Source organism: Pseudomonas sp. Sample_9 (genome assembly GCF_004307535.1).
In the GTDB taxonomy this organism is placed as follows: domain Bacteria; phylum Pseudomonadota; class Gammaproteobacteria; order Pseudomonadales; family Pseudomonadaceae; genus Aquipseudomonas; species Aquipseudomonas mercuritolerans.
The window spans coordinates 4,756-5,147 of record NZ_RAZO01000462.1; the positions used below are offsets into that span (position 1 = coordinate 4,756).

At 58.2% G+C, this 392-nt stretch carries 1 protein-coding gene and 1 pseudogene; both read right to left on the reverse strand.

Annotation, left to right across the window (positions count from 1 at the left end; all coding sequences use genetic code 11):
* Positions 1–89, reverse strand: a pseudogene (locus D6877_RS30115) (proline/glycine betaine ABC transporter permease); the annotation flags it as partial.
* Positions 90–159: 70 nt separating this feature from the next.
* Positions 160–392: glycine betaine ABC transporter substrate-binding protein (locus tag D6877_RS30120; RefSeq protein WP_277751501.1), on the reverse strand; the 233-nt coding region annotated here is incomplete at its 5' end.

Genomic DNA, 392 nt, shown 5'->3' on the forward strand with positions numbered 1-392 from the left:
CGGAACACGTCGCCGTAATTGGTCACCAGCGAATCGACCCAACCGTTGACCCAGTCGGCGATGGAAAAGGTAAAGCTTTCGGGAAACATAAGGGACTCTCAATCAAGGGGTTGCGATCAAGCGTCCGGCTGCCGTGGCTGGCAGCCGGGTCAACCTGACCTACAAGGCCGCGTCGATTTTCTTGGCTGCGTCGTCGCTCACCCATGCGTGCCAGACTTCAGGATGTTCCTTGAGGAAGATTTTCGCCAGTTTTGCCGACTCGATGCGCTCCTTGGCCATGCGCCCGAGGTTCTGGTTGAGCAGGTCGATCGGCAGGTTGACCTTTTCCAGCACGGCGACCAGTTCCGGGGCTTCGTCGTGGAAGGTTTTCGACAGGCCGACCTTGATGCTGA